The sequence below is a fragment of the Micromonospora sp. URMC 105 genome, assembly GCF_051386295.1.
Classification (GTDB): Bacteria; Actinomycetota; Actinomycetes; order Mycobacteriales; family Micromonosporaceae; genus Micromonospora.
Window position 1 is genome coordinate 1 of the sequence record NZ_JBPQTL010000248.1, and the last position, 262, is coordinate 262.

At 72.5% G+C, this 262-nt stretch carries 1 pseudogene; it reads left to right on the forward strand.

The features are described from left to right. A pseudogene (locus ACSNN7_RS29165) lies at positions 1-247 on the forward strand (hypothetical protein); the annotation flags it as partial. Between the last annotated feature and the right edge of the window lie 15 nt (positions 248-262).

Consider the following 262-nt stretch of genomic DNA (forward strand, 5'->3'; position numbering starts at 1 on the left):
CCTGCCGAAGAAGCCCACCGACAACCGGCCGACCAACGTGGTCGCCGGGCGGATCAACCGTGGTGGCCCCGGGCCCTGCTACGGCCTGGTCACCGACGACGGCCGGCAGTACGCGCTGCACGGCCCCGGGATGGGTAGCTTCGCCGCCGGTACCACCGTGCTGGTCACCATCGGGCCCGCCGACCCCGCGCACGACTGCGGACCGGGCGACGCCGCAAGCATCGTCAAAATCGACCCGGTCGGCTGACTGGGCCCGACGATC